General features: G+C 56.0%; 22 protein-coding genes. 18 read left to right on the top strand and 4 right to left on the bottom strand.

Annotated elements, in window-relative coordinates; all coding sequences use genetic code 11:
* Positions 1 to 27: 27 nt before the first annotated feature.
* Positions 28 to 450: a DoxX family protein gene (locus AAHF05_RS16830; protein ID WP_028016078.1), complete on the bottom strand. Its 423-nt coding sequence runs from the start codon at positions 448 to 450 to the stop codon at positions 28 to 30.
* 172 nt (positions 451 to 622) lie between these two features.
* On the opposite strand from AAHF05_RS16830, the gene AAHF05_RS16825 reads away from it, so the two are divergent.
* On the top strand, positions 623 to 1762 hold the full coding sequence (locus AAHF05_RS16825) for a 3-phenylpropionate MFS transporter (RefSeq protein WP_049005525.1): 1140 nt from the start codon (positions 623 to 625) through the stop codon (positions 1760 to 1762).
* Here AAHF05_RS16825 and csiE read toward each other — a convergent pair whose 3' ends face one another.
* Positions 1763 to 3040: a stationary phase inducible protein CsiE gene (csiE, locus tag AAHF05_RS16820; protein ID WP_374936389.1), complete on the bottom strand. Its 1278-nt coding sequence runs from the start codon at positions 3038 to 3040 to the stop codon at positions 1763 to 1765.
* A gap of 125 nt (positions 3041 to 3165) precedes the next feature.
* Between csiE and AAHF05_RS16815 the strand changes: the two genes are divergently transcribed.
* Both AAHF05_RS16815 and AAHF05_RS16810 read left to right on the top strand, forming a co-directional pair.
* Positions 3166 to 3804 (top strand): DUF1007 family protein, encoded by a 639-nt coding sequence (locus AAHF05_RS16815; protein WP_108090914.1) that lies wholly within the window; start codon positions 3166 to 3168, stop codon positions 3802 to 3804.
* Positions 3795 to 4775, top strand: coding sequence for a nickel/cobalt transporter (locus tag AAHF05_RS16810; protein WP_129323985.1), 981 nt, complete (start codon positions 3795 to 3797; stop codon positions 4773 to 4775). The genes AAHF05_RS16815 and AAHF05_RS16810 overlap by 10 nt, the downstream gene beginning before the upstream one ends.
* Before the next feature lie 40 nt (positions 4776 to 4815).
* On the opposite strand, the gene suhB is transcribed toward AAHF05_RS16810, so the two are convergent.
* Entirely contained in the window at positions 4816 to 5619 is an 804-nt protein-coding gene (gene suhB / locus AAHF05_RS16805; RefSeq protein ID WP_013098296.1) for an inositol-1-monophosphatase, read from the bottom strand.
* 131 nt (positions 5620 to 5750) lie between these two features.
* On the opposite strand from suhB, the gene trmJ reads away from it, so the two are divergent.
* The 11 genes from trmJ to sseB all read left to right on the top strand — a co-directional run bounded on the left by trmJ (position 5751) and on the right by sseB (position 14390).
* Positions 5751 to 6479 (top strand): tRNA (cytosine(32)/uridine(32)-2'-O)-methyltransferase TrmJ, encoded by a 729-nt coding sequence (gene trmJ, locus AAHF05_RS16800; protein ID WP_129323987.1) that lies wholly within the window; start codon positions 5751 to 5753, stop codon positions 6477 to 6479.
* A gap of 215 nt (positions 6480 to 6694) precedes the next feature.
* Positions 6695 to 7186 (top strand): Fe-S cluster assembly transcriptional regulator IscR, encoded by a 492-nt coding sequence (iscR, locus tag AAHF05_RS16795; protein ID WP_008502158.1) that lies wholly within the window; start codon positions 6695 to 6697, stop codon positions 7184 to 7186.
* A 119-nt stretch (positions 7187 to 7305) separates the two neighbouring features.
* Positions 7306 to 8520: a cysteine desulfurase gene (gene iscS / locus AAHF05_RS16790; protein WP_008502157.1), complete on the top strand. Its 1215-nt coding sequence runs from the start codon at positions 7306 to 7308 to the stop codon at positions 8518 to 8520.
* 24 nt (positions 8521 to 8544) lie between these two features.
* Complete coding sequence (gene iscU, locus AAHF05_RS16785) at positions 8545 to 8931, top strand: Fe-S cluster assembly scaffold IscU (protein ID WP_003860661.1); 387 nt, start codon at positions 8545 to 8547, stop codon at positions 8929 to 8931.
* A 13-nt stretch (positions 8932 to 8944) separates the two neighbouring features.
* Positions 8945 to 9268 (top strand): iron-sulfur cluster assembly protein IscA, encoded by a 324-nt coding sequence (gene iscA / locus AAHF05_RS16780; protein ID WP_003860659.1) that lies wholly within the window; start codon positions 8945 to 8947, stop codon positions 9266 to 9268.
* An 80-nt stretch (positions 9269 to 9348) separates the two neighbouring features.
* Positions 9349 to 9864, top strand: coding sequence for a co-chaperone HscB (gene hscB / locus AAHF05_RS16775; RefSeq protein ID WP_114977503.1), 516 nt, complete (start codon positions 9349 to 9351; stop codon positions 9862 to 9864).
* 14 nt (positions 9865 to 9878) lie between these two features.
* Positions 9879 to 11729, top strand: coding sequence for a Fe-S protein assembly chaperone HscA (hscA, locus tag AAHF05_RS16770; RefSeq protein WP_129323988.1), 1851 nt, complete (start codon positions 9879 to 9881; stop codon positions 11727 to 11729).
* Between the two features lies 1 nt (position 11730).
* A complete protein-coding gene (fdx, locus tag AAHF05_RS16765) occupies positions 11731 to 12066 on the top strand; it encodes an ISC system 2Fe-2S type ferredoxin (protein ID WP_014071345.1) in 336 nt (111 codons plus the stop codon).
* 1 nt (position 12067) lies between these two features.
* Positions 12068 to 12268, top strand: coding sequence for a Fe-S cluster assembly protein IscX (iscX, locus tag AAHF05_RS16760; protein ID WP_003860650.1), 201 nt, complete (start codon positions 12068 to 12070; stop codon positions 12266 to 12268).
* A 53-nt stretch (positions 12269 to 12321) separates the two neighbouring features.
* Complete coding sequence (gene pepB / locus AAHF05_RS16755; RefSeq protein ID WP_129323989.1) at positions 12322 to 13608, top strand: aminopeptidase PepB; 1287 nt, start codon at positions 12322 to 12324, stop codon at positions 13606 to 13608.
* A gap of 5 nt (positions 13609 to 13613) precedes the next feature.
* Positions 13614 to 14390 (top strand): enhanced serine sensitivity protein SseB, encoded by a 777-nt coding sequence (gene sseB / locus AAHF05_RS16750; RefSeq protein ID WP_128348047.1) that lies wholly within the window; start codon positions 13614 to 13616, stop codon positions 14388 to 14390.
* Positions 14391 to 14421: 31 nt separating this feature from the next.
* On the opposite strand, the gene sseA is transcribed toward sseB, so the two are convergent.
* Positions 14422 to 15270 carry a 3-mercaptopyruvate sulfurtransferase gene (gene sseA, locus AAHF05_RS16745; protein WP_129323990.1) on the bottom strand — a complete coding sequence of 283 codons (849 nt, stop codon included), beginning with the start codon at positions 15268 to 15270 and terminating at the stop codon, positions 14422 to 14424.
* Positions 15271 to 15463: 193 nt separating this feature from the next.
* On the opposite strand from sseA, the gene AAHF05_RS16740 reads away from it, so the two are divergent.
* From AAHF05_RS16740 to AAHF05_RS16725, 4 genes are all read left to right on the top strand, one after another.
* Positions 15464 to 20416 (top strand): alpha-2-macroglobulin, encoded by a 4953-nt coding sequence (locus tag AAHF05_RS16740; protein WP_374936388.1) that lies wholly within the window; start codon positions 15464 to 15466, stop codon positions 20414 to 20416.
* A 1-nt stretch (position 20417) separates the two neighbouring features.
* Positions 20418 to 22742 (top strand): peptidoglycan glycosyltransferase PbpC, encoded by a 2325-nt coding sequence (gene pbpC / locus AAHF05_RS16735; protein ID WP_129323992.1) that lies wholly within the window; start codon positions 20418 to 20420, stop codon positions 22740 to 22742.
* Positions 22743 to 22898: 156 nt separating this feature from the next.
* Positions 22899 to 23330, top strand: a complete 432-nt coding sequence (gene ndk / locus AAHF05_RS16730) for a nucleoside-diphosphate kinase (protein WP_129323993.1) — start codon at positions 22899 to 22901, stop codon at positions 23328 to 23330.
* A 169-nt stretch (positions 23331 to 23499) separates the two neighbouring features.
* Positions 23500 to 24666 carry a bifunctional tRNA (adenosine(37)-C2)-methyltransferase TrmG/ribosomal RNA large subunit methyltransferase RlmN gene (locus AAHF05_RS16725; RefSeq protein WP_108090904.1) on the top strand — a complete coding sequence of 389 codons (1167 nt, stop codon included), beginning with the start codon at positions 23500 to 23502 and terminating at the stop codon, positions 24664 to 24666.
* The last annotated feature ends 238 nt before the right edge of the window (positions 24667 to 24904 follow it).

The following is a 24904-nucleotide window of genomic DNA, read 5'->3' as shown; positions in this document are numbered from 1 at the left end:
GCCGCGCTTGCGGCCTTTTTTTATGGCTCAACGCCGGTCAAGGGAAATCGCGCCAGGTCCGACTATCGCCAGCAGAATAAAGGCACCAGCAATACTGACATTCTTGTAGAAGTTAATCATATTCGGTACGACCGCATCACCGGTCATATCCCAGTAGTGATGGCCTATTACCGCGGTTCCCAGCGTGTAGAACACAAACAGGACGGCGAGAGGACGGGTGAAAAAACCCAGTACGATCAGAATAGCGGCGGGCACTTCCATTACCACTGCAATAATGGCCGCCAGCATGGGCATCGGTGTACCCAGCGAGGTCATATATTGCACGGTGCCGCTAAACCCTGTGAGTTTCGGATAGCCAAAAATAATAAACAGTACGACAAGTGCGATGCGGCCAATCAACAGCAACAGGTGACGCGACTGACCGAAATCGAAATAACGAAGTGAGTTCATGGCAGAAAACCTCTGCAAGTGGAGTAATTTAAACGTAATACACATTTTCATTCCCTGCCATAAACCAGATGACTGCACATTATGTTAATTTTTCGTTAATTTATAGCAGGCTATCGACTTGCTTAATTTTTATATTCTCGCCAGACTATGGCCTCGATTTCGGGAGGGATTCATGGTCTTGCATTCCACGCGCTGGCTGGCGCTCAGTTATTTCACCTATTTCTTTAGCTACGGCATTTTTCTGCCTTTCTGGAGCGTCTGGCTCAAAGGCATTGGCCTGACCCCCGAGACCATTGGTGTCCTGCTAGGAGCCGGGCTGGTGGCGCGTTTCCTCGGCAGCCTGCTGATTGCCCCGCGCGTTAGCGATCCCTCCTTACTGATCAAGGCGCTGCGCATTCTTGCTCTGCTGACGCTGGTCTTTGTCGCCTGCTTCTGGGTCAGCCACCAGTTTGCCTGGCTGATGGTCGTGATGGTCGGCTTCAACCTGTTCTTTTCACCGCTGGTACCGCTGACGGATGCCCTGGCGAACACCTGGCAAAAGCAGATCACCATGGACTATGGCCGCGTGCGCCTGTGGGGCTCTATCGCCTTTGTTATTGGTTCTGCGCTGGTGGGAAAACTAGTCAGTCTCTATGATTACCGCGCGATCCTGGCTCTGTTGAGTATCGGAATTGCCTCGATGTTGCTGGGCATGCTGCTGCGACCGTCGGTGATGCCGCAAGGGGAGAGCCGTCATCAGGAGAGCGCAGGCTGGCCTGCCTGGCGGAGCCTGGTTGCACAAAGCTGGCGTTTTCTGGCGTGCGTGTGTCTGCTTCAGGGGGCGCATGCTGCGTATTATGGTTTCAGTGCCATCTACTGGCAGGGGGCGGGATATTCTGCATCAGCCGTTGGCTATCTATGGTCGCTGGGGGTAGTGGCCGAAGTCGTTATTTTCGCCTTGAGCAAAAAGCTATTCCGTCGTTTTGGCGCGCGCGACCTGCTGCTGCTTTCCGCCCTGTGCGGTGTGCTGCGGTGGGGCATTATGGGCTGGACGACGGAACTGCCGTGGCTGATTGTGGCGCAAATTCTCCACTGCGGTACCTTCACGGTGTGCCATCTGGCGGCGATGCGCTATATCTCGGCGCGCGAGGGAGGGGACGTGATTCGTCTGCAGGCGGTTTATTCTGCGGTTGCGATGGGCGGCAGTATTGCGATCATGACGGTCTTCGCCGGTTTCCTCTACCAGCATCTGGGGCATGGCGTCTTCTGGGTAATGGCGCTGGTTGCTTTACCCGCGATAATCGTTCGTCCTAAAGTGACCGCTCGCGCCTGACTATGATTCCAGCATGGCGCGAATATGTTCTTGCTGCTGTGTGTTCAGTGCTTCAACAGCATGGATCAACGGCGGCGAGAATAACGGTAGAGCTGTAGGATAGGGGGTGATAATCAGCGCGGCTTCGCGCGGTGCCCCCTCTTTCTGGAAAGTCTGCAACGCCAGATAGCGAATATTGAGCGGCAGCAGCGTCAACTCACGAAGTTGCTCCTCAATCAGATCTTCACAGGCTTTATCTTCCCCCGTCAGCAGAATGACCTGTTTTTCGTGTAGATCGGTCTCCTGCATCAGCCAGGCACCGAAAATCACCGCGACCAGGCTCATCTCCTCATCGGAAAACCGTAGCCCAAATTCCGCCTCCAGCTCAAACAGCGCCTCTTTGGTGGTGCGTAAAAGTCGGGGGTAGAGACGATGGATCTCCTCTGGCAGGCTGTTGTCGATGCCGATCTCAAACAGCGAGCGGTCCAGCGCCTGAGCAAGATGGATATACAGCTGATCGGTCAGACCTTGCTCATCGCTGAAATTCATCCCGGTTTGAGAACGAAAACGGGCAATCATACGCACAATGGCACGACGTAAACGCTGATCCTGCTGGTGTTTATCAAGTGCGGGATCGGGCGTGCGGAGCATCATAAACAACAGTGCCAGAAACAGTTGTTCATCCCCGTGAGCGCCTTGTGGGACTCTTCGTTTCCAGTGACGCACGATCTCCTGCGCCGTAAAATACTCCCCTCTCGACTGGGTCCAGCTGCGCTGAACGTGGGAAAACTGCGGCGTGTTCCCCAACAGGTGCTGGATTAGGCAATATTGCAAATAGAGCTGTAAAAACTGGACATCGCGGCATTCAAACTGGCGCTGTAGCTTCCGCGAGCAGAAGCCGATCAGCGCCCGCAGGTTAGCATCGTCATAAAGCGGGCGGGCAATGCCATGCTGTTTAAGTGCGGTTTTTAATGCAGGGGTAAACTGGTGCGAAACAAACTGTGGACACAGCCGCAGAGCCCTGCGCAGCCAGTGCAGCAGGCATAAACGCTTATTCAGGGCTGTACCTTCAATCCGGTAGCTGCCGTCATGGTGCGTGACGATATCAAGCCGGTGATAGCGCTGGATTTCATCGCGCGTCTCGGCTATATCTTGCCGTGCCATAGCATCGTCCACGCCATTAGCAGCGATTATGCTCTGTGCGGTGACGACAGCATCGGGCAGGTAAAGCATCAAAAGCACCTGGCAGCGGCGCTGCGAACTGGAAAGCACAGATGGAATTTCAAGCGTCGTCATCATCTGTCGGGTATCCAGTGTGAATGTTTGATAAGAATAGCTAAATGATGGACGCTGAAAAGCGCGCCGGCAGCCCTTTCATTCAGGATTGCTGGAGAACATCACAGAATTTTTGACGTGAGGAATTGATGCAAACAGTTAAACAATGCGCGATGGCGCTATTTTTTGCGGTTATCACCTTCACCGCCAGCGCACACCCTCACAGCTTTATCGACCTGAAAACCGAACTGGTCACCGATGGCGCTCAGCTAAGTGGACTGAAAATGCGCTGGACGATGGATGAAATCACCTCCGCTGACCTGCTGTATGATGCAGGAAATGCCAAACCCGGCGATGAGATCTGGAAAAAGCTGGCGGCGGAAGTGATGGCCAACGTGCTGGGTCAGCACTATTTCACCGAATTCTGGCACAACGGGCAAAAGGTCAAATTTCTGAACCGTCCCACGGAGTACGGTATGACGCGCGAGGGGCATCAGGCGGTGCTGACGTTTGTGCTTCCGCTGGCACATCCGCAGCCGCTGGCAGGGCAAAAATACACGTTTTCGACCTTTGACCCGACCTACTATGTCGACATGAGTTATGCCGGGGATAGCGATGTGCAGCTTCCGGCATCATTACAAAAAACCTGCAAGATTTCCGTTCATACCCCAAAGCCCAGCGAAGAAACGCTTAACTTTGCGGTTTCTCTCGATAAAGAAGATGCGCCGCCTGAAGACATGGAGTTGGGTAAACAGTTCGCGCAGGAGGTGACATTGCAATGTCAGTGATCGCTTCACAGGTTCGTAAGCCGCGCCGCTGGCTGCATCTCTGGCCGCTGGCACTCTTTTTGCTGTTAGCGGTTTGCGGCGCGCTGTGGCTATGGCAGGCCTGGCCACAGGTCATGATGAAAAGCATTATCTGGCAGCGTGAAGTCAACCAGCAGATGAGTGGACTGCTGAAGGCGGTGGCGGAGAATCCGACCAAAGCGGGCGGCTCCCTGCTGGCGTTCAGTTTTGTCTATGGCGTATTACATGCGCTGGGGCCAGGGCATGGCAAAATCGTCATCACCACCTGGCTCGCCACTCATCCGTCAAAGCTGAAATCGAGCATCGGCCTGACGCTGGCCTCCTCGCTGCTTCAGGGCGGCGTGGCGATTGTGCTGGTCGTGGTGGTACTTTCGCTGTTACAGCTTCCGGCGCGCCAGCTGCACATGAGCAGCTTCTGGCTGGAGAAGGGCAGCTACGCGCTGGTGGGCGTGCTGGGGCTGATTCTTTGCTGGCGTGCGCTGAAAAAATTGCGCGTGTTACTGCAAAAGCCGAAATTCAAAGCCTTTACTCCCCATCATATTCACGATGCTCACTGCGGCTGTGGGCATCAACACCTGCCGACACAGGCGCAGTTGCAGAGTGGGGATGACTGGCGAGCGCGTCTGATGATCGTCCTCTCTATGGGCATGCGTCCGTGTTCGGGGGCGATCATGGTGCTGCTGTTCAGTAAAGTGATTGGCGTGTTTGGCTGGGGCATGCTGTCCGCGCTGGCGATGGCAGCGGGAACCTCTTTGACCATTTCGTCGCTGGCTCTGCTGGTTCACAGTTTCCGTCAACTGGCGGTAAAACTCAGTGGTAATAATGCGCCGGTGCTATGGCGACAAGTCGGCTGGACAACGCTCGCGCTGGCAGGTGGGGTGATTTTGCTGGTGGCTGCGGTAACGATGTGGATGAGCGCGGTGCCGGTGGGAAGGGGATTGCGGCCTTTTTAGTTGTTATTCCCTCTCCCACAGGGAGAGGGAATTTTCGGCATTAACGCTTCAGCGCGTCACTCAGCTCATCACGCATGTTTGCCAGCATGGCTTTAACAACGCGTGGGTTACCCGCAACGATGTTGCCGGTAGACATGTAGTTATGGCCGCCGGTGAAATCACACACCAGAGCGCCTGCTTCACGCGCGATCAGCTCGCCCGCAGCAAAGTCCCACGGCTTCAGTGCCAGTTCGAAGTAACCGTCAACACGGCCGGTCGCAACATAAGCCAGATCCAGCGCAGCAGAACCGGTGCGACGGAAGTCCGCGCATTCGGTGAACAGTTTGCCCAGGATGTTCATATAGGTGGTTGCGTGCTGTTTGGCTTTGAACGGGAAGCCGGTCGCCAGAATGGTGCCGTCCAGATCGCGTGCATTGCTGCAGCGCAGACGATAGCCGTTCAGCTGTGCGCCCTGACCGCGGGTCGCGGTGAACAGTTCGTTACGCATTGGATCGTACACAACGGCGACTTCAGTACGGCCTTTAATGCGTACTGCGATAGACACAGAGAAGTGTGGCAGGCGTTTGACGAAGTTGGTGGTGCCATCCAGTGGATCGATAACCCATTGAACATCCTGATCGGTACCTTCATGTTCACCGCTTTCTTCGGTGATGATGGTGTGCTGCGGGTAAGATTTGCGGATCGTTTCGATAATAATCGCTTCTGCGGCTTTATCGACGTTAGTCACGAAATCATTGCTGCCTTTCTGGCTGGTTTCTACGGAGTCTGGCGTTTCGTAGTGTTTGGCAATTACATTACCCGCCTTGCGCGCTGCGCGCACGGCGATGGTCAGCATCGGATGCATCGGTCTCTCTCACTGGATGTTAAAGAACAGGAAAATCGGCGCAGAGTATAGCAGCGGGATCGGATTATGTCTCCCGTTTATGATAATATGCAGGAATATTCTTCAGACGCTGAATTCAGACATTAAAAACTATGCTGCAAAACATTCGAATCGTGCTGGTTGAAACATCGCATACCGGCAACATGGGCTCGGTTGCCCGCGCTATGAAAACCATGGGCTTAACGAATCTCTGGCTGGTCAACCCGCTGGTGCAACCTGACTCGCAGGCTATTGCCCTGGCGGCCGGTGCCAGCGACGTCATCGGCAATGCCCAGATCGTCGATACCCTTGACGAAGCGCTGGCCGGCTGCAGCCTCGTTGTCGGTACCAGCGCGCGTTCGCGTACGCTGCCGTGGCCAATGCTCGATCCGCGCGAATGCGGTCTGAAAAGTGTGGCAGAAGCTGAACAGGCGCCCGTTGCGCTGGTCTTTGGCCGCGAGCGCGTTGGCCTGACCAACGACGAACTGCAAAAATGCCATTACCATGTCGCGATTGCCGCGAACCCGGAGTACAGCTCGCTGAACCTGGCGATGGCGGTACAGGTTATCGCCTACGAAGTGCGTATGGCCTGGCTGGCAACGCAGGAAAATGAGCGTACTGAGCCTCAGGAAGAGACCGCCTATCCGCTGGTGGACGATCTTGAGCGCTTCTACGGTCATCTGGAGCAGACGCTGCTCTCAACCGGCTTTATCCGCGAGGGCCATCCAGGCCAGGTGATGAACAAGCTGCGCCGTCTGTTCACCCGCGCGCGTCCGGAAAGCCAGGAGCTGAACATCCTGCGCGGAATTCTGGCGTCGATTGAGCAAAAGAATAAAGCGTAGTGTCGGTTTCCCCCTCTCCCCGTGGGAGAGGGCTGGGGTGCGGGCATCAGACCGCACCCCACAAAAAACGGCACAGAAGGTTAAATACCTGACTAAAACAGTCAAGTAAATAGTTGACCATTTTAGTCAGGAATGTCAGACTTGGCCCTGCTATGCAATACCCCATTTTACTATAAAAAACCCCGGGCAGGGGCGAGTTTGAGGTTAAGTAAGACATGAGACTGACATCTAAAGGGCGTTATGCCGTGACCGCGATGCTGGACGTTGCGCTCAACTCCGAAGCGGGCCCGGTTCCGTTGGCTGATATTTCTGAACGACAAGGGATCTCCCTCTCTTATCTGGAACAGCTGTTCTCCAGACTGCGTAAAAACGGCTTGGTTTCCAGCGTTCGTGGCCCAGGCGGCGGTTATCTGCTGGGTAAAGACGCGGGCAGTATTGCAGTTGGTGAAGTGATTAGCGCAGTTGACGAATCCGTTGACGCGACCCGTTGCCAGGGTAAAGGCGGCTGCCAGGGCGGCGATAAGTGCCTGACCCACGCGCTGTGGCGCGATCTGAGCGATCGTCTGACCGGCTTCCTGAACAACATCACCCTCGGTGAGCTGGTGAATAACCAGGAAGTTCTGGATGTCTCTGGTCGTCAGCACAGCCATGATTCACAACGCAGCACCCGCGCGCAGGACGCTATCGACGTTAAGTTACGCGCGTAATAAAAAGATAAGTATTTCAGAATCAGGCCGGGGCGAGGACTCGCCCCGTGTACTCGGTCGTACATCCAGCCGGTTGCCTGATTCCTTGCATTGAAGCGATGTACGGAGTTTAAAGAGCAATGAAATTACCGATTTATCTCGATTACTCCGCAACCACGCCGGTGGACCCGCGTGTTGCCGAGAAAATGATGCAGTGTCTGACCCTGGACGGAAACTTTGGTAACCCAGCTTCCCGTTCACACCGTTTTGGCTGGCATGCTGAAGAGGCGGTGGATATCGCCCGTAATCAGATTGCTGACCTGGTGGGTGCCGACCCGCGTGAGATTGTTTTCACCTCCGGTGCGACCGAATCCGACAACCTGGCGATCAAAGGTGCAGCCAACTTTTATCAGAAAAAAGGCAAGCACATCATCACCAGCAAAACCGAACACAAAGCCGTGCTGGATACCTGCCGCCAGCTGGAGCGTGAAGGGTACGAAGTCACCTACCTGGCACCACAGAGCAACGGTATCATCGACCTGAAAGAGCTCGAAGCGGCCATGCGTGATGACACAATTCTGGTCTCCATCATGCACGTGAACAACGAAATCGGTGTAGTGCAGGATATCGCGACCATCGGCGAAATGTGCCGTGCGCGCGGTATCATCTACCACGTTGATGCGACCCAGAGCGTGGGCAAACTGCCTATCGACCTGAGCCAGCTGAAAGTTGACCTGATGTCCTTCTCCGGCCACAAAATCTACGGCCCGAAAGGCATTGGCGCACTGTACGTTCGTCGTAAACCGCGTATCCGCATCGAAGCACAGATGCACGGTGGCGGTCACGAGCGCGGCATGCGTTCCGGTACGCTGCCTGTTCACCAGATCGTGGGCATGGGCGAAGCGTACCGCATTGCAAAAGAAGAGATGGAAACCGAGATGGCACGCCTGCGCACGCTGCGTAACCGTCTGTGGGACGGCGTGAAAGATATGGAAGAAGTATATCTGAACGGCGATCTCGAGCAGGGCGCACCTAACATTCTCAACGTCAGCTTCAACTACGTTGAAGGTGAATCGCTGATCATGGCGCTGAAAGACCTGGCCGTTTCTTCCGGTTCTGCCTGTACCTCTGCAAGCCTGGAGCCATCCTACGTGCTGCGCGCGCTGGGTATGACCGACGAGCTGGCACACAGCTCTATCCGTTTCTCTTTAGGTCGTTTCACTACCGAAGAAGAGATTGACTACACCATCAAGCTGGTTCGCAACTCCATCGGCCGTCTGCGCGACCTTTCTCCACTGTGGGAAATGTTCAAGCAGGGCGTGGATCTGAACAGCATTGAATGGTCACATCACTAATCGGTACATAAGGAGAATTCAATCATGGCATACAGCGAAAAAGTTATTGATCATTACGAGAACCCGCGCAACGTTGGCTCTTTTGACAACAGCGACGAAAGCGTTGGTAGCGGTATGGTTGGCGCGCCAGCATGTGGCGACGTGATGAAGTTGCAGATTAAAGTCAACAATGAAGGTATCATTGAAGACGCGCGCTTCAAGACCTACGGCTGCGGTTCTGCTATTGCCTCCAGCTCCCTGGTCACCGAATGGGTGAAGGGTAAGTCTCTGGACGAAGCACAGGCAATCAAGAACACGGATATTGCTGAAGAACTCGAACTGCCACCAGTGAAAATTCACTGTTCTATCCTGGCAGAAGACGCGATCAAAGCCGCCATTGCGGATTACAAAAGCAAACGTGAAGCAAAATAATTGAGGTTTGAGTATGTCGATTACCCTTAGCGACAGCGCTGCCGCGCGAGTAAGCTCTTTTCTGGCGAACCGTGGTAAAGGCTTTGGCCTGCGACTGGGCGTACGTACCTCCGGCTGTTCTGGTATGGCTTACGTACTGGAGTTTGTTGATGAACCGGCGTCCGATGACACCGTGTTTGAAGACAAGGGCGTGAAGGTGGTGGTCGATGGCAAAAGCCTGCAATTCCTCAACGGCACTCAGCTGGACTTTGTAAAAGAAGGCCTGAACGAAGGGTTCAAATTCACGAACCCGAACGTCAAAGACGAGTGTGGTTGCGGCGAAAGCTTCCACGTTTAACCGCGCGTCATCCGAAACCCCACCGTGGCGTTACTCGCTACGCGTGGGGTTTGTTCTAACAGGCTACCCCTGAGATTGTTATGGATTACTTCACTCTCTTCGGACTACCCGCTCAATATCCGATTGATCTCCAGGCGTTGACGATCCGTTTTCAGGATTTGCAGCGGCAGTACCATCCGGACAAATTTGCCAGTGGTACTCAGTCAGAGCAATTAGCTGCGGTATCGCAATCCGCGACCATCAACCAGGCCTGGCAGACGCTGCGCCATCCGCTAACGCGTGCAGAGTATCTGCTCTCGCTCCACGGTTTCGATCTGGCGAGCGAACAGCATACCGTGCGCGACACGGCGTTTTTGATGGAACAGCTGGAGCTGCGTGAAGAGCTGGATGAGATTGAACAGGCCAAAGACGAAGCGCGTCTGGAAAGCTTCATCAGACGCGTGAAGGGCATGTTCGATACCCGCCATCAGCAGATGGTGGAGCAACTGAACAACGAGACCTGGGACGTGGCGGCAGATACTGTGCGCAAACTCCGTTTTCTCGATAAACTGCGAAGCAGTGCTGAACAACTCGAAGAAAAGCTGCTCGATTTTTAATTTCGGAAGCAATTATGGCCTTATTACAAATTAGTGAGCCTGGCTTAAGTGCCGCACCGCACCAGCGTCGTCTGGCGGTGGGTATTGATCTGGGCACCACCAATTCTCTCGTGGCGACCGTGCGTAGCGGCCAGGCGGAAACGCTGGCTGACGAGCAGGGCCGCCATCTGCTGCCTTCCGTGGTCCACTACCAGCAGCAGGGTCACGTGGTTGGCTATGACGCCCGCGCCAATGCCGCGCGCGATCCGGCCAATACTATCAGCTCTGTAAAGCGCATGATGGGCCGCTCGCTGGCCGATATTCAGACCCGTTACCCGCATCTGCCGTATCAGCTCCAGGCCAGTGAAAATGGCCTGCCGATGATCGCGACCGCGGCCGGTCTGCTGAACCCGATCCGTGTTTCTGCTGATATCCTGAAAGCGCTGGCGGCGCGCGCTACGGCGACGCTCGGCGGCGATTTAGACGGCGTAGTGATCACCGTACCGGCCTACTTTGACGATGCTCAGCGTCAGGGCACCAAAGACGCCGCGCGTCTGGCGGGCCTGCATGTGCTGCGCCTGCTGAACGAACCGACGGCAGCGGCAATTGCCTACGGCCTCGACTCCGGTCAGGAAGGGGTGATTGCGGTTTACGATCTCGGTGGCGGTACCTTTGATATCTCGATCCTGCGCTTAAGCCGTGGCGTGTTCGAAGTGCTGGCAACCGGCGGGGATTCCGCACTGGGCGGCGATGACTTCGACCATCTGCTGGCCGATTTTATTCGCGAGCAGGCAGGCATCAGCGATCGCAGCGATGCTCGCGTACAGCGTGAACTGCTGGATGCGGCCATCGAGGCAAAAATTGCGCTGAGTGATGCACAGTCAGTCACCGTGAATGTCGCAGGCTGGCAGGGTGACATCTCCCGCGACCAGTTCAGCGATCTGATTGCCCCGCTGGTGAAACGTACCCTGCTGGCCTGTCGCCGTGCACTGAAAGATGCGGGCGTTGAGGCTGAAGAGGTGCTGGAAGTGGTCATGGTGGGAGGTTCAACCCGTGTGCCGCTGGTGCGCGAGCGCGTGGGCGAGTTCTTTGGCCGCACGCCGCTGACCTCTATCGATCCGGACAAGGTAGTTGCCGTGGGCGCCGCTATCCAGGCCGATATTCTGGTTGGCAACAAGCCGGACAGCGAAATGCTGCTGCTGGACGTCATCCCTCTGTCGCTGGGTTTAGAAACCATGGGCGGCCTGGTGGAGAAAGTGATCCCGCGTAACACCACCATTCCGGTGGCGCGCGCGCAGGAGTTCACCACCTTTAAAGACGGTCAGACCGCGATGTCCATCCACGTGATGCAGGGCGAACGCGAACTGGTGCAGGACTGCCGTTCTCTGGCACGCTTTGCGCTGCGTGGTATCCCGGCGCTGCCTGCGGGCGGGGCGCATATTCGCGTCACCTTCCAGGTGGATGCGGATGGCCTGCTGAGCGTCACGGCGATGGAAAAATCCACCGGTGTGGAATCGTCCATCCAGGTGAAGCCGTCCTACGGCCTGACCGATGGCGAAATCGCCTCCATGATTCAGGATTCAATGAGTTACGCCGAGCAGGATGTGAAGGCGCGTATGCTGGCTGAACAAAAAGTTGAAGCCGCACGCGTGCTGGAAAGCCTGAACGGCGCGCTCGCTGCCGATGCCGCGCTGTTAAGCGCCGCTGAGCGCCAGGTCATTGACGACGCTGCCGCACACTTAAGTGCCGTAGCGCAAGGCGATGACGCTGATGCAATAGAAGAAGCCATTAAAAACGTTGATAAACAAACACAGGACTTTGCTGCTCGCCGCATGGACAAATCTGTCCGCGTCGCGCTGAAAGGCCAGTCCGTGGACGAGGTTTAATATGCCAAAGATTGTTATTTTGCCTCATGCGGACCTCTGTCCGGATGGTGCTGTTCTGGAAGCGAAGACCGGTGAAACCATTCTCGATGTTGCCCTGCGTAACGGTATCGAAGTGGAACACGCCTGTGAAAAATCCTGTGCCTGCACTACCTGCCACTGCGTCGTGCGTGAAGGTTTCGACTCTCTCGCCGAGAGCACCGAAGACGAAGACGACATGCTGGATAAAGCATGGGGTCTGGAGCCAGACAGCCGCTTAAGCTGCCAGGCGCTGGTGACCGATGAAGATCTGGTCGTGGAATTCCCACGCTACACCATCAACCACGCACGCGAGCATTAATATGGGACTGAAGTGGACAGACAGCCGTGAAATCGGCGAAGCGCTCTACGACGCGAACCCGGATCTCGATCCGAAAACCGTACGATTCACCGACATGCACCAGTGGATCTGCGATTTAGAGGATTTTGACGACGATCCAAACGCATCCAATGAAAAAATTCTGGAGGCGATTCTGTTAGTCTGGTTAGATGAAGCAGAATAAATCACCTTACGGGCTGCCTTCAGGCGGCCCGTTTGCTAATAAGGATAAATAAAATGACCGAAGCGATGAAGATTACGCTCTCCACACAGCCTGCAGACGCACGCTGGGGAGAAAAAGCCACGTACAGCATCAACAACGACGGTATTACCCTGCACCTGACGGGCAAAGATGATTTGGGCCTGATCCAGCGCGCGGCGCGCAAAGTGGATGGTCTGGGCATTAAGCATGTCACCCTCGACGGCGAAGGCTGGGACACCGACCGCAGCTGGGCGTTTTGGGCGGGCTACAAAGGGCCGAAAGGCACCCGCAAAATTGAGTGGGCGAACCTTGATGCCGCGGGGCAGAAAGAGCTGGAAAGCCGTCTGACCATTATCGACTGGGTGCGCGACACCATCAATGCCCCGGCAGAAGAGCTGGGCCCGGAACAGCTGGCACAACGTGCTGTTGACCTGCTTTGCGGCGTGGCGGGCGACAAAATGTCTTACCGCATCACCAAAGGTGAAGATCTGCGCGAGCAGAACTACATGGGCATCCATACTGTAGGACGTGGTTCTGAGCGTCCTCCTGTGCTGCTGGCTCTGGATTACAACCCAACTGGCGATAAAGAAGCGCCAGTCTTTGCTTGCCTGGTCGGGAAAGGCATCACTTTCGATAGCGGTGGCTACAGCCTGAAACAGAGCGCGTTCATGGATTCCATGAAGTCCGATATGGGCGGCGCGGCCACCATTACCGGCGCGCTGGCGTTTGCTATCACCCGTGGTCTGAACAAGCGTGTGAAGCTCTACCTGTGCTGTGCTGACAACATGGTGAGCGGCAATGCCTTCAAGCTGGGCGATATTATTCGCTACCGCAACGGCAAAAACGTTGAAGTGATGAACACTGACGCCGAAGGCCGTCTGGTGCTGGCCGATGGCCTGATCGACGCCTCTGCCCAAAAACCAGAACTGATCATCGACATGGCGACCCTGACCGGCGCAGCGAAAACCGCGCTGGGTAACGACTACCATGCGCTGTTCAGCTTCGACGACAAACTGGCCGCGCGCCTGCTGGCAAGTGCTGCCGCTGAGAACGAGCCGTTCTGGCGTCTGCCGCTGGCCGAGTTCCACCGCAGCCAACTGCCGTCCAACTTTGCCGAGCTGAATAACACCGCAAGCGCGGCGTACCCGGCGGGTGCGAGCACCGCAGCCGGTTTCCTGTCTCACTTTGTTGAGAACTACCAGGAAGGTTGGCTGCACATCGACTGCTCTGCAACGTACCGTAAAGCGGCGGTTGAGCAGTGGTCTGCGGGCGCAACGGGTCTGGGGGTGCGTACCGTGGCGAACCTGCTTACGGCTGAGTAATTGTTATGTCCGAAACCAAAAACGAATTAGAAAACCTGCTGGAGCAGGCGGCAACCGAGCCTGCCCATCGTCCGGCATTTTTCCGCACGCTGCTGGAATCCACCGTCTGGGTGCCGGGTACCGCCGCGGAAGGTGAGCAGGTCGTAGAAGACAGCGCGCTGGATCTGCTGCACTGGGAGAAAGACGACGGCACTTCGGTGATCCCGTTCTTCACCTCACTGGAAGCGTTGCAGAAAGCGGTTGAAGACGAACAGGCGTTCGTGGTGATGCCGGTACGTACCCTGTTTGAAATGACGCTCGGCCAGACGCTGTTCCTCAACGCGAAGCTGCCGACCGGAAAAGAGTTCACCCCGCGTGAAATCAGCCATCTGATTGGCGAAGAGGGTAACCCGCTCAGCACGCAAGAGGTACTGGAAGGGGGCGAAACGCTGCTGTTGTCTGAAGTGGCGGAACCGCCTGCGCAGATGATCGATTCGCTGACAACGTTGTTCAAAACCCTGAAACCGGTAAGACGCGCGTTCCTCTGTTCAATTAAAGAGCATGCAGACGAACAGCCGGTGTTGCTGATCGGTATTGAAGCTGATGGTGATATCGACGAGATCATTCAGGCGGCGGGCAGCGTGGCCACCGATACGCTGCCGGGTGATGAGCCGATTGATATTTGCCAGGTGAAGAACGGAGAGAAGGGCATCAGCCACTTTATTACTGAGCATATCACCCCGTTCTATGAGCGTCGCTGGGGCGGTTTCCTGCGCGATCTCAAAACCACGCGGATCATATAAACTTTTCGGGGTGAATATTCACCCCGTGAGTTTATCTGGTGGGTTCAACCGGCAGATCGTCTCGGGCTCCCCATTCGCTCCAGGCGCCGTCATAGAGCGTCACGTCGTTTACACCGAGCGTGGCGAGCGCCAGGATCACCACGCAAGCCGTTACGCCGGAGCCACAGCTGGCAATAATCGGACGGTGTAAATCCACACCCTGACTCTCAAAAATAGCGCGAAGTTCGTCTGTGGTTTTCAGTTCGCCTTCAAATACCAGATCGCCCCACGGTACATTTAGTGCGCCCGGGATGTGACCGCGCTTCAGACCTGGACGCGGCTCATCCGCTTCGGCATTGAAACGCGGAGCTGGGCGGGCATCGACGATTTGTGCCGTTTTTTCATGGCTAACCACCAGTACGTCGGTCAGGCGTTTCACCACGTGTGGGGCAAACGTCGCATCGAAATCGCCTTCCGCCAGCGTGACTTCACCCTGTTGCAGCGGCAGTTCATCGCGCTTCCAGCCAGCCAGACCACCTGCCAGAATCGAGACCTTTTCGACGCCGAAGTTTTTCAGCATCCACCACGCGCGCGGCGCGGAGAAGAGGTTGCCCTCATCGTAGACAACCAGATGCTTGTCCTGGTTGATGCCCAGCTCGCGCATCGCCACAGAAAAGGCTTCCGCACGTGGCAGCATGTGTGGCAGGGGAGTGGTGTGATCGGAGAGGGTTTCAATATCAAAATATACCGCACCAGGCAGGTGGCCTGCGCGGTATTCCGCGACCATATCGCGGAGATGTTCCTGCCCGGCTGGGGCCATTCGCGCATCGATAATCTGGACTTCCGGGTCATCGCTGTGCTCAATGAGCCAGTCGGCGGCGACAAAATATGAGGTAGTCATGGGGTGCCTCCATTCTTTTCCGTAAAAAAGAATTGTCGGTGTTTTTTCTGACGTCGACAAGCAAACTGCGTTCAAGTCGCGAGCCACCCCTTAATTTTACGGATTCTCAAATTGGACTTTTTGAATTAGTGAAACTTGCGGATAATACTTATCCGGACGACGACCAACAGGCTCCATGGGCCAGGGACAAAGGATGAAACCGTTTCGCTTAGCCGCGCTCTCTCTCGCGCTGCTCACCACGTTTACGCTTGTCGGCTGTGATAACAGCGACGATAAATCTCAGGCTGCGGCTCCCGCAGCATCCACCTCATCGGCATCGAAAGCAGTGGAAAAACCCGATGCTGAAAAGCTGGCCAAACTTGCGGCACAGAGTCAGGGTAAAGCGCTAACCCTGCTGGATGCTTCTGAAGTGCAGCTAGATGGCGCATCAACACTGGTGCTGACCTTCTCTGTTCCACTGAATCCCGATCAGGATTTCGCGAAAACAGTGCATGTTGTGGATAAGAAAAGTGGCAAGGTTGACGGGGCGTGGGAACTTGCGCCGAACCTGAAAGAGCTGCGTCTGCGCCATCTGGAGCCCAATCGCAATCTGGTCGTTACCGTTGAACGTGGCCTGCAGGCGCTGAACAAAGCGACATTCGGAATTGATTATGAAAAAGCGTTGACCACCCGGGATGTTGAACCGACGGTCGGTTTCGCCAGCCGGGGCTCACTGCTGCCGGGCAAGGTGGTGGAAGGTCTGCCGGTGATGGCGCTCAACGTCAACAATGTGGACGTTAATTTCTACCGCGTGAAGCCGGAATCGTTGGCCTCGTTTGTCAGTCAGTGGGAATACCGTAATTCGCTGACAAACTGGGAATCCGACAATCTGCTGAAGATGGCGGATCTGGTTTACACCGGACGTTTTGACCTCAACCCGGCGCGCAACACGCGTGAAAAATTGCTGTTGCCCCTGAAGGATATTAAGCCGCTTCAGCAGTCTGGGGTTTATATCGCGGTGATGAACCAGGCGGGGCACTATAACTACAGTAACGCCGCGACTCTCTTTACCTTAAGCGACATTGGGCTGTCCGCTCACCGTTATCATAATCGTCTGGATATCTTCACCCAGAGCCTGGAAAACGGTGCGGCGCAGTCCGGTGTGACCGTCACCCTGTTGAACGATAAAGGGCAGACGCTTGCCGAAGCGAACAGCGATGGCGATGGTCATGCAAAGCTTGAGACCGACAAAGAGGCCGCGCTGATCCTTGCCAGTAAAGACGGGCAAACGACGCTGCTTGACCTTAAGTTACCGGCCCTCGATCTGGCAGAGTTTGATATTGCAGGTGCGCCGGGCTACAGCAAGCAGTTCTTTATGTTTGGCCCGCGCGATCTCTACCGCCCGGGTGAAACGGTGATCCTTAACGGTTTGCTCCGTGACAGTGACGGTAAACCACTTCCCGATCAGCCCGTGAAACTTGACGTGCTGCGTCCGGATGGGCAGGTAGCGCGCACGATTGTCGTCCAGCCAGAGAACGGCCTCTATCGCTTTAACTATCCTCTGGACAGCGGGGCGCAGACCGGCATGTGGCATGTCCGTGCCAACACGGGGGATAACCTGCAGCGTCTGTGGGATTTCCACGTCGAAGATTTTATGCCAGAGCGTATGGCGCTGAATCTGACTGGACAAAAAACGCCGGTTTCACCGCAGGACAACGTCGACTTTAACGTGGTGGGATATTACCTGTACGGTGCGCCGGCCAACGGTAATTCCCTGCAGGGCCAGCTTTTCCTGCGTCCACTGCGTGAGGCTGTCGCTGCGCTGCCGGGCTTCCAGTTTGGTGATATCGCCGAGGAGAACCTGAGCCGCAGTCTGGATGAAGTTCAGTTGACTCTCGATGATAAGGGGCGTGGGCAGGTTTCCACCGAAAGCCAGTGGAAAGAGGTGCACTCTCCTCTGCAATTGATTCTGCAGGCCAGCCTGCTGGAGTCGGGTGGTCGTCCGGTAACGCGTCGTGCTGAGCAGGCCATCTGGCCGGCGGCTGAGCTGCCGGGTATCCGCCCTCAGTTCGCCAGCAAAGCCGTTTATGACTACCGTACCGATACGACAGTCAACCAGCCAATTGTTGATGAAAATGGCAACGCCAGCTTTGACATTGTCTATGCCGATGCCAGCGGGGCGAAAAAGGCCGTTTCCGGGTTACAGGTTCGCCTGATCCGCGAGCGCCGGGACTATTACTGGAACTGGTCAGAAAGCGAAGGCTGGCAGTCACAGTTTGATCAAAAAGATCTGATCGAAGGCGAGCAGGAGCTTAGCCTCAAGGCGGATGAAACCGGCAAAGTTACCTTCCCGGTGGAGTGGGGCTCTTATCGTCTGGAAGTTAAAGCACCTGACGAGATGGTTAGCAGCGTGCGCTTCTGGGCAGGGTATAGCTGGCAGGATAACAGCGACGGTACAGGAGCTGCGCGCCCTGACCGCGTAACGTTGAAACTGGATAAACCGTCTTATCAACCAGGGGATACGATTCAACTGCATATTGCTGCTCCGGCGGCAGGCAAAGGGTATGCGATGATCGAATCCAGCGAAGGTCCGCTGTGGTGGAAAGAGATCGACGTACCGGCAAACGGGCTTGAACTCTCTATTCCGGTGGATAAGGCCTGGAAACGCCACGATCTCTATCTCAGCACGCTGGTGGTACGCCCTGGGGACAAATCCAAATCCGCTACGCCAAAACGTGCGGTGGGTCTGCTGCACCTGCCGATGGGCGATGAAAATCGCCGCCTGAACATTGCGCTCGATAACCCACAGAAGATGCGTCCGAACCAGACGCTCTTTGTGAAGGTGAAAGCCAGCGTGAAAGAGGGTGCGGCTCCGCAGAAAGTGAACGTGTTGCTTTCGGCGGTGGACAGCGGGGTGCTGAACATTACCGATTACGTCACGCCGGATCCGTGGCAAGCCTTCTTCGGTCAGAAGCGTTATGGCGCAGATATCTACGATATCTACGGCCAGGTCATTGAAGGTCAGGGCCGTATGGCCGCGCTGCGTTTTGGTGGCGACGGAGATGAACTCAAGCGTGGTGGCAAACCGCCGGTGAACCACGTCACCATTATCGCCCAGCAGGCCCAGCCGGTTACGCTTGATGCCAACGGGGAAGGTACCGTTACGCTGCCGATTGGTGATTTCAACGGTGAGCTGCGCCTGATGGCGCAGGCCTGGACGGAAGATGATTTCGGCAGTAGCGAAAGCAAAGTCATTGTCGCCGCGCCGGTCATTACCGAGCTGAATACCCCACGCTTCCTGGCAAGTGGAGACACCTCGCGGCTGACGCTGGATCTCACCAACCTGACTGACAAGCCGCAAACGCTGAACATCGCCCTGACCGCGACCGGTAAACTGTCGCTTGAAGGCGCACAGCCGCAGCCAGTGCAACTGCCGCCGGGTGCACGAACAACCCTGTTTATTCCGGTGCGCGCGCTGGACGGCTACGGGGACGGTGAACTGACCGCGCAGGTGACCGGCCTGCAGCTTCCAGGCGAGACCTTCGCACCGCAGCAGAAGAGCTGGAAAATCGGCGTGCGTCCGGCGTTCCCGGCCCAGACGGTGAATACGGGGGCTATGCTGAACCCTGGTGAGTCCTGGACGGCACCTGCGCAGCATATCAATGGGTTCTCTCCTGCGACCCTGCAGGGGCAACTGTTACTGAGCGGCAAACCGCCGCTCAATCTGGCGCGGTATATTCGCGAACTGCAGGCTTATCCGTATGGCTGTCTGGAACAAACTGCCAGCGGTCTGTTCCCATCGCTCTACACCAATGCGGCGCAACTCACCGCACTTGGCATCAAAGGTGATACGGACGACAAACGCCGTGCGGCCATTGATATCGGCATCTCTCGTCTGCTGCAGACGCAGCGTGAGGATGGCGGTTTCGCTCTTTGGGACAAAAATGGCCCGGAAGAGTACTGGCTGACCGCCTACGTTACTGACTTCCTGGTGCGCGCGGGCGAGCAGGGTTACAGCGTACCTGTGGATGCAGTGAATAACGCCAATAGCCGCCTGCTGCGTTATCTGCAGGATCCGGGCATGATGTCCATTCGCTATAGCGACGATACTCAGGCCAGCAAGTTCGCCGTACAGGCTTACGCTGCACTGGTGCTGGCGCGTCAGCAAAAAGCGCCACTGGGTGCGCTGCGTGAGATCTGGGAGCGCCACGGGCAAGCGGCTTCCGGGCTACCGCTGATGCAACTGGGTATGGCACTTAAACTGATGGGTGATGCTCCGCGCAGCCAGCAGGCGCTGGAGCTGGCACTCAAAACACCGCGTAACGACAGCAAAACCTGGATGGCCGATTACGGTAGCGTTCTGCGTGATAACGCACTGATGCTCTCCCTCCTGGAGGAGTACAAGCTGCTGCCGGATACGCAAAATACGCTGTTGAATGCCTTGTCTGAACAAGCCTTCAGCCAGCGCTGGTTGTCCACTCAGGAGAGTAATGCGCTGTTCCTGGCCGGTCGTTCGTTGCAAACCTTATCAGGGGCATGGCAGGCGAAAACCTCGTTGTCTGATACCGCTTCAGGTGGTGATAAGTCGCTGATCCAAAATGTGAATGGCGATCAGCTTGGCGCGCTGCAGGTGACCAATACCGGTACGACACCGCTGTGGGTACGCCTGGACAGTACGGGTTATCCGGAATATGCGCCTCAGCCAGCCTCTAACGTATTGCAGGTTGAACGCCATATTCTGGCAACCGACGGCAGCACGAAGTCTCTTTCTGAGCTGAGGAGCGGGGAGCTGGTGCTGGTGTGGCTCGAAGTCAAGGCCAGTCAGAACGTGCCTGACGCGCTGGTTGTCGATCTACTCCCGGCTGGGCTGGAACTGGAAAACCAGAACCTGGCGAGCAGTAGCGCCAGCCTGCAGGATAGCGGTAGCGAAGTGCAGAACTTGCTCAGTCAGATGCAGCAGGCGGATATTCAGCATATGGAGTTCCGTGACGATCGTTTCGTGGCGGCAGTCCCTGTGATTGAAGGACAGCCGGTGACGCTGGTCTACCTGGCCCGTGCGGTCACGCCGGGAACCTACCAGGTGCCGGTACCGATGGTTGAATCCATGTATGTACCGCAGTGGCGGGCAACGGGTGCGGCCAGTGGCCCGCTGATTGTTGTTCCGTAATATGCTGATGGCACCTTTGATACGCTCCCGCTGGCTTTGGCTGGCGGGAGCGCTTCTCGTTTTATGGGGGCTCATCTTCGTTGCGGACCGTCTGTGGCCGTTGCCTCTGAAAGAGGTCAACCCTGCGCGTGTCGTGGTGGATGAAAAGGGGACGCCGCTCTGGCGTTTTGCCGACAGCGACGGGATCTGGCGCTACCCGGTGACGATTGAAGAGGTCTCTCCACGTTATCTTGAGGCCCTGATCCAGTATGAAGATCGCTGGTTCTGGGATCATCCTGGCGTGAACCCTTTCTCTGTTCTTCGTGCGGCCTGGCAGGATCTCTCTTCCGGAAAGGTTGTCTCTGGCGGGAGCACGCTCACCATGCAGGTGGCGCGCCTGCTGGATCCACATCCGCGTACCTTTGGCGGCAAAATTCGTCAGCTCTGGCGGGCGATGCAGCTGGAATGGCATCTTTCCAAACGCGAGATCCTCACGATCTATCTCAACCGCGCCCCGTTTGGCGGCACGTTGCAGGGGGTGGGAGCCGCAAGCTGGACCTATCTCGGCAAACCGCCGTCGCAGCTCAGCTATTCCGATGCGGCGCTGCTGGCGGTGCTTCCTCAGGCTCCGAGTCGTTTACGCCCGGACCGCTGGCCTGAACGGGCCGAAGCGGCGCGCAATAAAGTGCTCGATCGGATGGCGATGCAAGGCGTCTGGTCTGCAAAACAGGTCAAAGAATCCCGTGAAGAAGCGGTATGGCTGGCACCACGGCAGATGCCGCAGCTGGCGCCGCTCTTTGCACGGATGATGCTCGGTAAAAGTCGCGACACGAAAATTGTCACCACGCTCGATGCCGGACTGCAACGGCAGCTGGAAGAGCTGGCGATGAACTGGAAATCCCGCCTGCCTGCACGCAGCTCGCTGGCGATGATCGTGGTCGATCATACCGATATGAAAGTGCGCGGCTGGGTGGGATCGGTGGATATCAACGATGACAGTCGTTTCAGCCATGTGGATATGGTCAATGCGATCCGATCCCCGGGATCGGTATTGAAGCCCTTTATCTACGGTATGGCGCTGGACGATGGCCTGATCCATCCCGCGTCGTTGCTTCAGGACGTTCCAAGAAAAACCGGTGATTATCGCCCGGGGAATTTTGACAGTGGGTTCCACGGACCGGTCAGTATGAGTGAAGCGCTGGTGCGCTCCCTCAACCTGCCTGCGGTACAGGTGCTTGAAGCGTATGGGCCAAAACGGTTTGCCGGGATGCTGAGCAATGCAGGCTTGCCGCTTATACTGCCTGCGGGCGCTCAGCCAAACCTTTCTCTGATACTGGGAGGTGCAGGCGCACGACTGGCGGACATCACGGCAGCCTACAGCGCCTTTGCCCGACACGGTAAAGCGGGACGATTGCGTTTACAGCCAGGCGATCCGCTGGTTGAACGTCCGTTATTGTCACAAGGCTCGGCGTGGATTATTCGTCGTATTCTGGCGAATGAGGCGCAGCCGCTACCGGATAATGCGCTACCGCAAATCGCGCCGCTGGCGTGGAAAACAGGGACCAGCTACGGCTACCGCGATGCCTGGGCGATTGGCCTGAATGCCCGTTACGTGATTGGCATCTGGACCGGACGACCAGACGGCACGCCGGTGGCGGGGCAGTTTGGTTTTGCCAGCGCCGTGCCGCTGTTAAATCAGGTGAATAACCTGCTTCAGTCGCGCTCAACGGTAGACGAAGCCCGTCTGCCGCGCGATCCGCGTCCGGAAAGCGTAGGGCGGGACGTGATCTGCTGGCCGGGCGGCCAGTCGCTGCCGGAAGGCAGTGAAAACTGCCGACGTCGTCTTTCGACGTGGTTACTTGAGGGGAGTGAACCACCCACGCTGCTTTTACCGGAACAGGAAGGCATACGCGGCATTCGTTTCCCGGTATGGCTGGATAAAACCGGCAAACGCGTTGCGGCAGACTGCCCTGACGCAACTGAAAAAGTCCTTGATGTCTGGCCGCTGCCGCTGGAGCCGTGGCTGCCTGCAACCGAACGTCGCGCGGTCCGGGTTCCTCCCTCTTCGGCAACGTGTCCGCCGTTGTCACAGGATGCACCTGCTCCTCTCATGTTGACCGGCGTGCGCGAGGGGGCCGTTATCAAACGTCTACCTGGTGAGCCCCGCGTTTCGCTTCCCCTTCAGGTGACCGGCAATAGCGGCGAGCGCTGGTGGTTTTTGAACGGTGAACCGCTGAGTGTGAAAGGAAGAGTTTATACATTACAGCTTGATAAATCGGGCGATTATCAGTTACTCGTTATGGATGAGAGCGGGCAGGTCGCGACGGTGAATTTTACGCTTCAGTGATCAGAAAACAGCTTTCAGATGTGAGCTGTTGCTAAAACTCGTCTTATTTTAAAAAAATGTTACCTGAATCCATAGGCAATGGCGCTATTGCTCATTATAATCCGCGCCACACCATACTCAGGTATGCAAAACAACAGAACATTGACAGAGGTTATCATGGCTATTGAACGTACTTTTTCCATCATCAAACCAAACGCGGTGGCAAAAAACGTTATTGGCAGCATCTTCGCTCGCTTTGAATCAGCAGGTTTTAAGATTGTTGGCACTAAAATGCTGCACCTGACCGTTGAACAGGCTCGCGGTTTCTACTCAGAGCACGAAGGTCGCCCATTCTTTGACGGCCTGGTTGAGTTCATGACCTCTGGTCCGATCGTTGTATCCGTACTGGAAGGCGAAAACGCGGTACAGCGTCACCGCGATCTGCTGGGTGCCACCAACCCGGATAACGCGCTGGCAGGTACCCTGCGCGCTGACTACGCTGACAGCTTCACCGAGAACGGTACTCACGGTTCTGACTCTGTTGAATCTGCTGCCCGCGAAATCGCTTTCTTCTTCGCAGAAGGCGAAGTGTGTCCACGTACCCGTTAATTTAACGGTTTCGTTTACACATTATTTTCGTAAATGCCGCGTCCAGACGTGGCATCCCTGCGTCAGAGTTTGTACAATGCAACGCCCCGGACGAGCAGACTGCTTTCCGGGGCGTTTCTATTCAACCCTCCATGGGCCATAACGTGTAACAACGAGGCCGGAAAATATTATGTCTGAATTAGTGAATACCTCCGAAGTCGCCACGCCTGCGGTTCCAAATAAAAATGGAAAAATCAACCTGCTGGATCTGAACCGTCAGCAGATGCGCGAGTTCTTTAAAGAGATGGGTGAGAAGCCGTTTCGTGCCGATCAGGTGATGAAATGGATGTACCATTACTGCAGCGACAATTTTGATGACATGACTGACATCAACAAGGTCCTGCGTAATAAGCTCAAAGAAGTTGCAGAGATCCGTGCGCCAGAAGTGGTGGAAGAGCAGCGTTCTTCCGACGGCACCATCAAATGGGCGATTGCCGTAGGCGATCAACGCGTTGAAACCGTCTACATCCCGGAAGAAGACCGCGCCACGCTGTGTGTCTCCTCTCAGGTAGGCTGTGCGCTGGAGTGCAAATTCTGTTCTACCGCGCAGCAAGGTTTTAACCGTAACCTGCGTGTCTCTGAAATTATCGGCCAGGTCTGGCGTGCCGCAAAAATTGTGGGCGCAGCAAAAGTGACAGGTACGCGTCCCATTACCAACGTGGTGATGATGGGCATGGGTGAGCCACTGCTGAACCTGACCAACGTCGTTCCGGCGATGGAAATCATGCTGGATGACTTCGGTTTCGGTCTGTCTAAACGTCGCGTGACGTTGTCGACCTCCGGTGTTGTACCTGCGCTGGACAAGCTCGGTGACATGATTGACGTTGCGCTGGCAATCTCCCTGCACGCACCAAACGATGAAATCCGTGACGAAATTGTGCCGATCAACAAAAAGTACAATATCGAAACCTTCCTCGCTGCCGTGCGTCGTTACCTGGAGAAATCTAACGCGAACCAGGGCCGTGTCACTATCGAGTACGTGATGCTTGACCATGTTAACGACGGTACCGAACATGCGCATCAGCTGGCTGAACTGCTGAAAGATACGCCATGCAAAATCAACCTGATTCCATGGAACCCGTTCCCGGGCGCACCTTATGGACGTAGCTCGAACAGCCGTATCGATCGCTTCTCCAAAGTGCTGATGGAGTATGGTTTCACCACCATCGTGCGTAAAACCCGTGGTGATGACATTGATGCCGCATGCGGGCAGCTGGCAGGTGATGTCATTGACCGTACCAAACGCACCCTGCGTAAACGCCTGCAGGGTGAGACAATTGCGGTCAAAGCTGTTTGATTATTATGCACTCACGGCGCATTATCTGCGCCGTGAAGCATAATCTTACTGAATAATCAGTCAGATTCGTGATGACTGAGTAATAATTACGGTGCGTTTCATTCGACTTTCGGGCAGTATGTAACGACGTAACAACAGTTTAGCCGTACGGGCAGGGCTGTACTGTCATCTCCGGGCAGACAGTCTTATACTGTCTGTTCACGGTTAACTGACCAGAAGTTTCGCGGTGCGGGTGGCA

The sequence above is a fragment of the Enterobacter adelaidei genome, from assembly GCF_041937165.1.
Taxonomy (GTDB): domain Bacteria; phylum Pseudomonadota; class Gammaproteobacteria; order Enterobacterales; family Enterobacteriaceae; genus Enterobacter; species Enterobacter adelaidei.
Note: the sequence above shows the minus strand (reverse complement) of the source record. Positions and strands in the feature narration are given on the sequence as shown.

Coding starts and splice junctions, on each gene's coding strand:
- AAHF05_RS16825 (WP_049005525.1), top strand. CDS start 623: ATGGTCTTGCATTCCACGCGCTGGCTGGCGCTCAGTTATTTCACCTAT.
- trmJ (WP_129323987.1), top strand. CDS start 5,751: ATGCTGCAAAACATTCGAATCGTGCTGGTTGAAACATCGCATACCGGC.
- hscA (WP_129323988.1), top strand. CDS start 9,879: ATGGCCTTATTACAAATTAGTGAGCCTGGCTTAAGTGCCGCACCGCAC.
- iscA (WP_003860659.1), top strand. CDS start 8,945: ATGTCGATTACCCTTAGCGACAGCGCTGCCGCGCGAGTAAGCTCTTTT.
- sseB (WP_128348047.1), top strand. CDS start 13,614: ATGTCCGAAACCAAAAACGAATTAGAAAACCTGCTGGAGCAGGCGGCA.
- iscX (WP_003860650.1), top strand. CDS start 12,068: ATGGGACTGAAGTGGACAGACAGCCGTGAAATCGGCGAAGCGCTCTAC.
- iscS (WP_008502157.1), top strand. CDS start 7,306: ATGAAATTACCGATTTATCTCGATTACTCCGCAACCACGCCGGTGGAC.
- sseA (WP_129323990.1), bottom strand. CDS start 15,270: ATGACTACCTCATATTTTGTCGCCGCCGACTGGCTCATTGAGCACAGC.
- pepB (WP_129323989.1), top strand. CDS start 12,322: ATGACCGAAGCGATGAAGATTACGCTCTCCACACAGCCTGCAGACGCA.
- iscR (WP_008502158.1), top strand. CDS start 6,695: ATGAGACTGACATCTAAAGGGCGTTATGCCGTGACCGCGATGCTGGAC.
- ndk (WP_129323993.1), top strand. CDS start 22,899: ATGGCTATTGAACGTACTTTTTCCATCATCAAACCAAACGCGGTGGCA.
- hscB (WP_114977503.1), top strand. CDS start 9,349: ATGGATTACTTCACTCTCTTCGGACTACCCGCTCAATATCCGATTGAT.
- AAHF05_RS16810 (WP_129323985.1), top strand. CDS start 3,795: ATGTCAGTGATCGCTTCACAGGTTCGTAAGCCGCGCCGCTGGCTGCAT.
- iscU (WP_003860661.1), top strand. CDS start 8,545: ATGGCATACAGCGAAAAAGTTATTGATCATTACGAGAACCCGCGCAAC.
- AAHF05_RS16815 (WP_108090914.1), top strand. CDS start 3,166: ATGCAAACAGTTAAACAATGCGCGATGGCGCTATTTTTTGCGGTTATC.
- csiE (WP_374936389.1), bottom strand. CDS start 3,040: ATGATGACGACGCTTGAAATTCCATCTGTGCTTTCCAGTTCGCAGCGC.
- pbpC (WP_129323992.1), top strand. CDS start 20,418: ATGCTGATGGCACCTTTGATACGCTCCCGCTGGCTTTGGCTGGCGGGA.
- AAHF05_RS16725 (WP_108090904.1), top strand. CDS start 23,500: ATGTCTGAATTAGTGAATACCTCCGAAGTCGCCACGCCTGCGGTTCCA.
- AAHF05_RS16740 (WP_374936388.1), top strand. CDS start 15,464: ATGAAACCGTTTCGCTTAGCCGCGCTCTCTCTCGCGCTGCTCACCACG.
- AAHF05_RS16830 (WP_028016078.1), bottom strand. CDS start 450: ATGAACTCACTTCGTTATTTCGATTTCGGTCAGTCGCGTCACCTGTTG.
- suhB (WP_013098296.1), bottom strand. CDS start 5,619: ATGCATCCGATGCTGACCATCGCCGTGCGCGCAGCGCGCAAGGCGGGT.
- fdx (WP_014071345.1), top strand. CDS start 11,731: ATGCCAAAGATTGTTATTTTGCCTCATGCGGACCTCTGTCCGGATGGT.